This window comes from Microcystis sp. LE19-84.1B, from assembly GCF_027531875.1.
GTDB classification, from domain to species: Bacteria; Cyanobacteriota; Cyanobacteriia; order Cyanobacteriales; family Microcystaceae; genus Microcystis; species Microcystis panniformis.
Genome location: NZ_JAPZSR010000022.1, coordinates 20480 through 28503 on the forward strand (window position 1 = coordinate 20480; position 8024 = coordinate 28503).

Annotated in this window: 8 protein-coding genes and 1 pseudogene; all 9 read left to right on the top strand. The window is 47.9% G+C overall.

Annotated features, from left to right (window positions below):
- Nucleotides 1-232: 232 nt before the first annotated feature.
- Entirely contained in the window at nucleotides 233-2392 is a 2160-nt protein-coding gene (locus O9324_RS01200; protein ID WP_288139262.1) for an ATP-binding protein, read from the top strand.
- A gap of 139 nt (nucleotides 2393-2531) precedes the next feature.
- Nucleotides 2532-3194: a YkgJ family cysteine cluster protein gene (locus tag O9324_RS01205; RefSeq protein WP_002770366.1), complete on the top strand. Its 663-nt coding sequence runs from the start codon at nucleotides 2532-2534 to the stop codon at nucleotides 3192-3194.
- Entirely contained in the window at nucleotides 3191-3760 is a 570-nt protein-coding gene (locus O9324_RS01210) for a Pvc16 family protein (RefSeq protein WP_002770364.1), read from the top strand. The genes O9324_RS01205 and O9324_RS01210 overlap by 4 nt, the downstream gene beginning before the upstream one ends.
- A 576-nt stretch (nucleotides 3761-4336) precedes the next feature.
- Nucleotides 4337-5497, top strand: a complete 1161-nt coding sequence (locus tag O9324_RS01215) for an eCIS core domain-containing protein (protein WP_287628849.1) — start codon at nucleotides 4337-4339, stop codon at nucleotides 5495-5497.
- A gap of 29 nt (nucleotides 5498-5526) precedes the next feature.
- Nucleotides 5527-5898, top strand: coding sequence for a hypothetical protein (locus O9324_RS01220; protein ID WP_287628847.1), 372 nt, complete (start codon nucleotides 5527-5529; stop codon nucleotides 5896-5898).
- A 453-nt stretch (nucleotides 5899-6351) separates the two neighbouring features.
- Nucleotides 6352-6702 carry a DUF433 domain-containing protein gene (locus O9324_RS01225; RefSeq protein WP_002770339.1) on the top strand — a complete coding sequence of 117 codons (351 nt, stop codon included), beginning with the start codon at nucleotides 6352-6354 and terminating at the stop codon, nucleotides 6700-6702.
- Nucleotides 6699-7064: a DUF5615 family PIN-like protein gene (locus O9324_RS01230; protein ID WP_287628846.1), complete on the top strand. Its 366-nt coding sequence runs from the start codon at nucleotides 6699-6701 to the stop codon at nucleotides 7062-7064. The genes O9324_RS01225 and O9324_RS01230 overlap by 4 nt, the downstream gene beginning before the upstream one ends.
- A gap of 165 nt (nucleotides 7065-7229) precedes the next feature.
- Nucleotides 7230-7640, top strand: a complete 411-nt coding sequence (locus O9324_RS01235) for a transposase family protein (RefSeq protein WP_288139263.1) — start codon at nucleotides 7230-7232, stop codon at nucleotides 7638-7640.
- Nucleotides 7641-7671: 31 nt separating this feature from the next.
- A pseudogene (locus O9324_RS01240) lies at nucleotides 7672-7908 on the top strand (transposase family protein); the annotation flags it as partial.
- Nucleotides 7909-8024 lie beyond the last annotated feature (116 nt).

An 8024-nucleotide genomic window follows, 5' to 3' on the forward strand; every position in this document is an offset into this window, starting at 1 on the left:
AGGAAAAGATAACCCCCCAAATACAAGAAGGTCAATCTTAACTTAAAGTGCGATCGCTGATCTTGTAGGGTGCGTTAACGAAGTAACGCACCATAAACTTGAGAGACACTCAGACAAATAAGACATGGCAATCATCTCTAAACCAATTTAATTTCAGCTTTTCCTAGTCCAGTAGTGAACTAACACAGCAACCAAAAAACTCTGTGTCCTCTGTGTCTCTGTGGTGTTTATTATGGTTATCGAGGCTAATAAAGCCTGGTTGGAAAATCTATTACCAGCTTTACAGTGGTTAGACAAACTGCTAGAAAAAGCAGTGGTTGCCGCTCAAGCAACCTATACCAAAGACCCAACAACTGAAGCCTATCAAGGTCTTTACATCACTCAGGAAGATGTCGAGCAATTGTTAGTGCGCCAACCAGGAGATCCTGTCCTGAAACTCAGAGGAGAAGCTTGGGAGCCATCCTTTTCTGAGTTAGCCGACAAAGCATCCCGCCTAGCCCGGCTCAAGCAAACCTTTGACCTGTCCGTCTTCGACCTAGCGCTAGTGGTAATTGCCCTCGCTCCCGAACTCGACCTGCGCTACGAAAGGCTTTACGCCTACCTCCAGGACGACGTAACTCGCAGGCGACCCACAGTAGATATCGCCCTTAACCTGCTGTGTTCTTCAGCCCCAACCAAGCTGTGGCAAAGGTCTCGGGTTGCCCCAGACGCGCCCCTAATTCGCCATCGACTGTTACATCTGTTGGCGGATCCCCATCAGGTGCAGCCTCCCCTACTTGCTTGTTACCTCAAGCCTGATGAGCAGCTAATCCGTTACCTGTTGGGACAGGAGGGACTCGACTCCCGATTGGCCACATTCTGCCAGATAGTTAAGCCGATTCCAGAATCAGAGTCACTGTCGTTAGATGCCAAAATCCAGCAAGCTTTGCTCGCCTTAGCACTCCAGGCGAGGGAAGCCAATCAGCCTTTACACCTTCACTTTCACGGTCCCCAGGGAGTGGGAAAGCGCCAAGCAGCAGAAGCGATCGCCCTCAAGTTAGACATGAGGCTGTTAGTAGCAGACATCGCCACAGCGATCGCCGCGAAAACCGAGCTAGAGTCAATCTTGCCCCTGCTCTTGCGAGAAGCCCAGTTTCAAGATGGGGTGCTGTATCTTGAGGGAATCGACGCACTGGGTTCCCAAGAGCAGATAAGCAACTATCAGCGCCTATTGCAGGCGATCGCCAGATTTCCCAGCATCGCCATCTTAGAAGGATTAGTACCAAACCTGTCAGACATTCCCGGCTCCACCCGCACCATTCTTCCGGTCTCCTTTCCCCTACCCGACTTTGCCCAACGTCGGGACAACTGGCAAGCCTATCTCTCCCAGTCTGGCATTTTACTCCCCCAGCCCAAGGAGCTAGACACCCTCGCTGACCGTTTCCGCCTGACTCCTGAACAAATTGGTGATGCAGTAGCCTCAGCCCAGCAGCAAGCCCGCTGGCAGGCAGCCCAGACATCCCAGGAGTCCTCTAGTTCCTTAACCCTAGAAGACCTATTTGCTGCTGCTCGTACCCACTCAGGTCAGGCTTTGACTTCCCTAGCCCGCAAGATTTCCCCTCGCTCCACCTGGAACGATCTGATCCTCCCACCCGAAGGGCTAACTCAACTCCAAGAAATTTGCCATCAGGTCAAATACCACCACCTCGTCTGTGGTCAGTGGGGTTTCGAGGAGAAACTCTCCCTCGGCAAAGGACTAAATGCCCTCTTCTCTGGCTCACCTGGTACAGGCAAGACGATGGCGGCGGAGGTCATCGCCAAGGAGTTGCACCTTGACCTCTATAAGATTGATCTCTCCCAAGTGGTCAGTAAGTACATTGGCGAGACGGAAAAGAACCTAGAGCGGATTTTTACCGCCGCTCAGAGTGCCAATGCCATCCTCCTATTTGACGAAGCAGATGCCCTCTTTGGCAAGCGCTCCGAGGTTAAGGATGCCCACGATCGCTACGCTAATCTTGAAATTGCCTATCTGTTGCAGAAAATGGAGGAATACGAAGGGTTGACGCTCCTAACCACCAATTTGCGGCAGAATCTCGATGAAGCCTTCACTCGGCGCATCCGTTTCATTGTCGAGTTTCCCTTTCCTGAAGCGGACTACCGCCTGCAAATCTGGCGGCGCATCTGGCCCAAACAGACACCCCTGGCAGCCGATGTGGATCTCGAAGGCATGGCGCGGCAATTCAAGCTGGCAGGAGGTAATATTCGCAACATCGCCCTGGCGGCTGCCTTCCTCGCCGCAGAAAACAGCCAGTGTGTGACGATGAAACATCTACTGCAAGCAACCAAGCGGGAGTTTCAGAAGATGGGAAGACTGATTGGGGAGGAGGAGTTTTTGCCATTTAAACAAAAATAACTGGAAAAATATGCCGTAGGGGCGCATTGCGTGCGCCCATCACCCTATTTCCTAGCCAAAGGGGAAAGCCAAATTAAATCTAACATTGTCAAGCTAATGCCTCAATTAAAAATCCATCTCCATTGTTCTGCCAAGTATCATGGATCAAGAAAGCCAAACCGGGATTAATCCAGCCATGCCTGATGACCTTGCCCGACACCATGAGGTGGCAAAGGGCCTAACTTATCTCCATGCACGCACAAATGCCACGGCAGGGCGCACCCTGGAAGCCGCCTCCTTCGTCTATGCGCTCATCGAACTGCTGACAGAAAAAGGCTTACTCGATCTTGACGAAATTGACACAAGGAAAAAGCAGGTAGCCCAACGACTGCTCAAACGTTTCCTGCAGCAAGATCCGGGCGTTTCCTTGCAGGAACCAGAACAAGATAAATATACCTTTTCCCAACCCGTCGCCATTGACTGCGAAAATCGGGTACATTTGTGCCAGGCTGCCTGCTGCAAAATGGTTTTTCCCCTGTCGCGCCAAGACATCGAAGAAGGAGTCATCCGCTGGGAGTTGAGCCAACCTTATGTTATTGCCAAAGGTGCGGACGGCTATTGCCACCACTTTGATCGCCAAGGTTTAGGCTGTACGGTGCATTCCCAGCGCCCCATCCCTTGCCGAGCCTACGATTGCCGCAACGACAGGCGCATCTGGCTCGACTTTGAAAATAAAATTGTCAATCCCAAGCTGAAGGAGCCAAACTGGCCCCACAACTTGAGTGCAGAAGAAATGGAACTTCCAGGGAGTGAAATTCAATGATCCACAACCTTGACGATACGCTTAAAGAATTGCTAGTGCAAAAAGTGCCTCTCGATCCCAATGCGATCGATATTAAGTTTGAAGTGCCGAACAAAGACGACTGGAATCCCAAGCCAAATAAGCCCACAATTAATTGTTTTCTCTACGATATCCGCGAGAATCACGAGTTACGCAACAATGAGCGCTATCTCACTCGCAACGGAACCACAGGAACAGGAACCGAAAAAATTGCTCCCACTCGTATTGATTTATCCTATCTAATCACCGTTTGGACAACTGATGTCGCCGATGAACATCGACTGTTAGGCAATATTTTGCAGACCTTATTGAGCTATCCAGTTTTGCCAACAGAAGTCCTCAAGGGGCAAATAGCCAATCAATCTCTACCTCTCCGCGCCTGGGTTTCTCAACCTGAACGCACCCCGAATGCTTGGGATTTTTGGGGGGCGCTTGACGGGCGCATGAAAGCGGGGATCAGCTACATGGTGACGGTTGCGGTTGAACCCTTTGCACCGGTTGAGGTTCGTTTGGTAACAGAAAAAGTTCTCAAAGTCGAGCAAAAGTAAGTAGTTAAGCTAATGATGAACAGCCACTCAACCCATGCAATACGAAGCTATCTATGAAAACGGACAAATAAGATGGTTAACCGAACCTCCCCCTCTAAAATCGGCTCGAATTAGGATATCCATACTAGAAGAAATTCCCCCCCAACTCTCAAAACGTCGCTAACCATCACCCTTAATTGCTGGTAAGGGAAAAACCTTAGGAGACTTGGTAAATTACCTTGTTAATGACCAAGACTGGGAATGATCGTCTTTGTGCTAGAATACTAGAATAGTAGCCAGAGGGCATGAGGAGAATTTTCATTCCCTTGGAGAAACTGTCAGCCTACTTTTGATAAGAGGTGTGCCATGCGTGATCGCCAATCGACCCCCGACACCAAATCCCAGCACTCCCAGCCGACCAAGGAACGGGAAGCACAGAGGGCGACTGCCCAAGAAGAGGTTCTGGCAACCCAACAAGACCCCCTGGTACAGACCATCAGTCGGATTGGCAGTGCTCCCTCTGCCAAAGTTCATGCTGACTTGCTCAGTCGGGCGACCTCAGACTACCCCGCCCGCGGCCGCCAACTGATGCTCCAGATGCAGCGGCAGTACGGCAACCGCTATGTGCAGCGGGTGATGGAACTGTCACGCCAAGGAGGGGGAGAAGCCGAAGCCACGCCAGAAGTGGAAGCAGCAATTGAACAAGCCCGTGGTGGGGGGCGATCGCTCGATTCTGGCATCCAGCGACAAATGGAATCCGCTTTTGGCACCAATTTCAGTGGGGTGCGCGTCCATACCGACAGCACGGCTGATGCCTTAAATCAATCCCTCAGTGCCCGTGCCTTCACTACAGGACAAGACATCTTTTTCCGCCAAGGGGAATACAATCCCGGTAGTTCCAGTGGCAAGGAATTACTGGCCCATGAGTTGACCCATGTGGTGCAGCAAACTGGTGGAATTCAGTCGAAGTTGGCGGTAGGTGAACCGGGCGATCAGTACGAACAAGAGGCGGATCGGGTTGCTAATGCTGTAGTACAAATGCTTAAAACGGTTTCTTCTCAATCCACAGAAGTTTCCTCATGTACCCCCATCATTCAGCGAGCCTGCTCTGGGTGTCGTGAGGAAGAGCAGATGACGCACTTATTAGAGACTCAATCATTAGAAGAGACAGACGAAGGAACAGAAACCCTGACTACCCAATCTCTAGCCATAAACTCAGGGATGCCTCTAATCGCTAGAAATGGTGGGCCTGTTTCCACAAATTACTGTGCTTTAACCGGATCCTTTACCACTATTCCATCAGGAACCGTTGCTGCAACTTTGAGTGGCAATAAACTGGGTGCTCCCTTCTCAATGGTGGGGACTTTTAGTGTGCCTATTCCTTGCATTTGCTCGGCAGGGGAATATCGGCAGTATGTCCGAGGTTCTTTCACCAAGAATGGTTCTAATGTGACTCATGCATTGTGTGGAACCAATCTTCATCCAACTACCTTCCAAGAAGACTGTGGTATTTTTGGTGGTAACACATATAAATATGGTTATCGCTCTATTCCTTTCGCTAATAGTCGATTTACCTCTCCCGATCAAGCCACAGGATGTCAATTCAACGGTTTTGATCATCCCGGCATTACAGGTTCCTCAGGGGATACCCTCAGTGTAAACCTTGATTTCCGAGGAGAGTTGATTGATACGGGCAGTGGCGGTGCTGTGCTAGCTTCTTCCTCTTGGAGCGTTGTTGGCAGTGCAACCGTACCCTAACTGAGTTTTCTTAAACTGGGAGTTTGATGATGTTAGATGCTTTTGTTATGGAGCCTTATTTGTTGCCCATTCAGGACGTTTCAATCTCTGCCCTGATCCAGCGAGATCAGTCTGCCAATCGTTGGAATTTAACGGTCATCATTAGCCGCGCCCCAGATCAAGATATCATTCAAGCTAGTGAGGTGGACGCTCAACTCCTAATGAAGGAGGGGACGCAACTAAAACAAGTAGAACGTCCTTCAGATGCGCTCGTAGAAGCAGGTGGAAGCTTGAGCAGTTCGGCCAATGCGGTCTTTAGTTTTCAAAATGCAAACATTATTCCTGAACACCTTGAGGTGAGCTATCGGAATCAAACGGTTCAGTTTCAAATTTTACCTCAATCCTCGATACCAGAACAATAGCGAAACCCAACATCATCACCATTGATACTAATATAAAGTAGCTCTTGTAGGGTGCGTTCCCTGATGCAACTCTTGTGACTCTGGGGTTCAGGTATTGGGAACGCACCAGGTCCATTTGGTGAATAAGGTGATCGCGCTTCCTACCTTAGTGCGATCGCCGATTTTGTAGGGTGCGTTCCCTGATGCAACTCTTGTGACTCTATGATTCAGATATTGGGAACGCACCAGGCCCATTTGGTGAATAAGGCGATCACGCTTCCTACCTTATAAGATAACTTATCGATTTGCTTAAGCGAAACCAAACACCATCACTTTTTCCCCTGCATTTGTTGGGTTTCCTTGGATACAGCGTTATCAAACTTCTGACCAAAATCTCTTGGAGGAAATAGCAAAATTATCCAGTTACGTTTACGATAGCCAATATAGCGATCTCAACTCTTTACCCCATGAACCATGCAAATTCAAGACTACTTCAACTTCCTCGCCTCTGACGACATCCGCATCAAAAACAGCCGTATTGGTATCGAAAGCGTCCTCTACGAATACATCTACCGTGCCAAAACCCCCGAAGAAATTGCCCAACAATTTGAGACCATTACCCTAGAACAGATCTACGCCACCATTCTATACTATCTACACAACAAAGAGGAGATCAGCGCTTACTTGGCTGACTGGCTAGAGTTTTGCCGTCAACAACGAGAAGAACAAAAACATAATCCTTCTCCTGCACGCCAGAGGTTTCGCCAATTGAAAGCAAAAACAGATGTTCAGCAAGAGTCTACTCAATCGGTGATTACTGCATGACAATTCAATATTTACTCGATGAACATATCGCCTCACTTTATCGAACCCAACTGATGCGCCAAGCACCAGATCTTGTTGTCAGAATGATTGGCGATCCAGATTCTCCTCCGAAGGGAACTCTTGATCCAGAGATTCTAGTTTGGTGTGAGACTCATGATTTCATCTTAGTAACAAACAATCGGAAATCTATGCCAAAACACCTAGCAGATCATCTTACAGAAAATCATCACATACCAGGCATTTTTGTGATTGATCCATCCAATAATATTGGTGAAACTCTCACAGAGTTAATCATCATTGCTGGGGCTTCCTTTCCAAAGGAATATCAAGATCGAATTGAATACTTACCGTTGAGTGAATAAAAAACTTTAGTGCGATCGGCGCTCTTGTATTGCGATCGCCAATCCTGTATTGCGATCGCTGATCTTGTAGGGTGCGTTCCCTGATGCAACTCTTGTGACTCTATAGATCTCTTGCATAAGTCTAGACAAAATAGGATAAAATAGTCCAAGAGTTAAGATTGAAAGATGAATTACGAACAAGTAAAAACTTTAAAGCCAACAGAGTTCAAACGCTTGTGTGGCGTGTATCCAGATACATTTAAGGATATGGTAACAGTCCTAAAGGCAGAAAAAGTTTGGCAAAAAAAGACTGGCAGACCTAGCAAATTGAGTACGGAAGACCAACTACTAATAACATTAGAATATTGGCGAGAATATCGCACCTATTTTCATCGGGGAAATAGTTGGGGTGTTAACGAATCAACGGCGTATAGAATTGTTAGGAAAGTAGCGAATATTCTCATCAAATCAGGTCTGTTTAATCTACCGGGAAAAAAAGCCCTATTAGAAAGTAATAGTGAAATAGAAGTAATAGTGGTGGATGTGTCAGAACAGGAGATAGAAAGACCCAAAAAAAAAACAGAAATCATGCTATAGCGGGAAGCAGGGATACCACACATTAAAGTCGCAAGTCGTTGCCGATCTCGCGCAGCGAGCGCGTTGCGACCAAAAAAGTGAGCAGATAATCTGCGTCCGTTGTGAGAAAGGAAGAGTCCATGATTTTCGGTTGTGGAAAGAGAGTAAAATCGGGTTAAATAAGGAAATAGAAATATTAGGGGACAAAGGCTATCAAGGGATTCAGAAAATCCATCAAAACAGTCAGATTACTCATAAAAAAAAGCTGAGAGGGGGACAAGCGAGCTAGAAGGTAGATAGGGCAAGCGATATCGCTCTTTGTCCTTTGATGTAATCCTTCAACCGATAGCGGCTAATTTGCATTAGCTCTTCTATATTTTTTGGGAACATTTGATGTAGCTGGAG

Excerpts from the sequence above, each read along its gene's own strand:
- O9324_RS01200 (WP_288139262.1), top strand. The coding sequence starts at position 233 with ATGGTTATCGAGGCTAATAAAGCCTGGTTGGAAAATCTATTACCAGCT.
- O9324_RS01205 (WP_002770366.1), top strand. The coding sequence starts at position 2,532 with ATGGATCAAGAAAGCCAAACCGGGATTAATCCAGCCATGCCTGATGAC.
- O9324_RS01210 (WP_002770364.1), top strand. The coding sequence starts at position 3,191 with ATGATCCACAACCTTGACGATACGCTTAAAGAATTGCTAGTGCAAAAA.
- O9324_RS01215 (WP_287628849.1), top strand. The coding sequence starts at position 4,337 with ATGCAGCGGCAGTACGGCAACCGCTATGTGCAGCGGGTGATGGAACTG.
- O9324_RS01220 (WP_287628847.1), top strand. The coding sequence starts at position 5,527 with ATGTTAGATGCTTTTGTTATGGAGCCTTATTTGTTGCCCATTCAGGAC.
- O9324_RS01225 (WP_002770339.1), top strand. The coding sequence starts at position 6,352 with ATGCAAATTCAAGACTACTTCAACTTCCTCGCCTCTGACGACATCCGC.
- O9324_RS01230 (WP_287628846.1), top strand. The coding sequence starts at position 6,699 with ATGACAATTCAATATTTACTCGATGAACATATCGCCTCACTTTATCGA.
- O9324_RS01235 (WP_288139263.1), top strand. The coding sequence starts at position 7,230 with ATGAATTACGAACAAGTAAAAACTTTAAAGCCAACAGAGTTCAAACGC.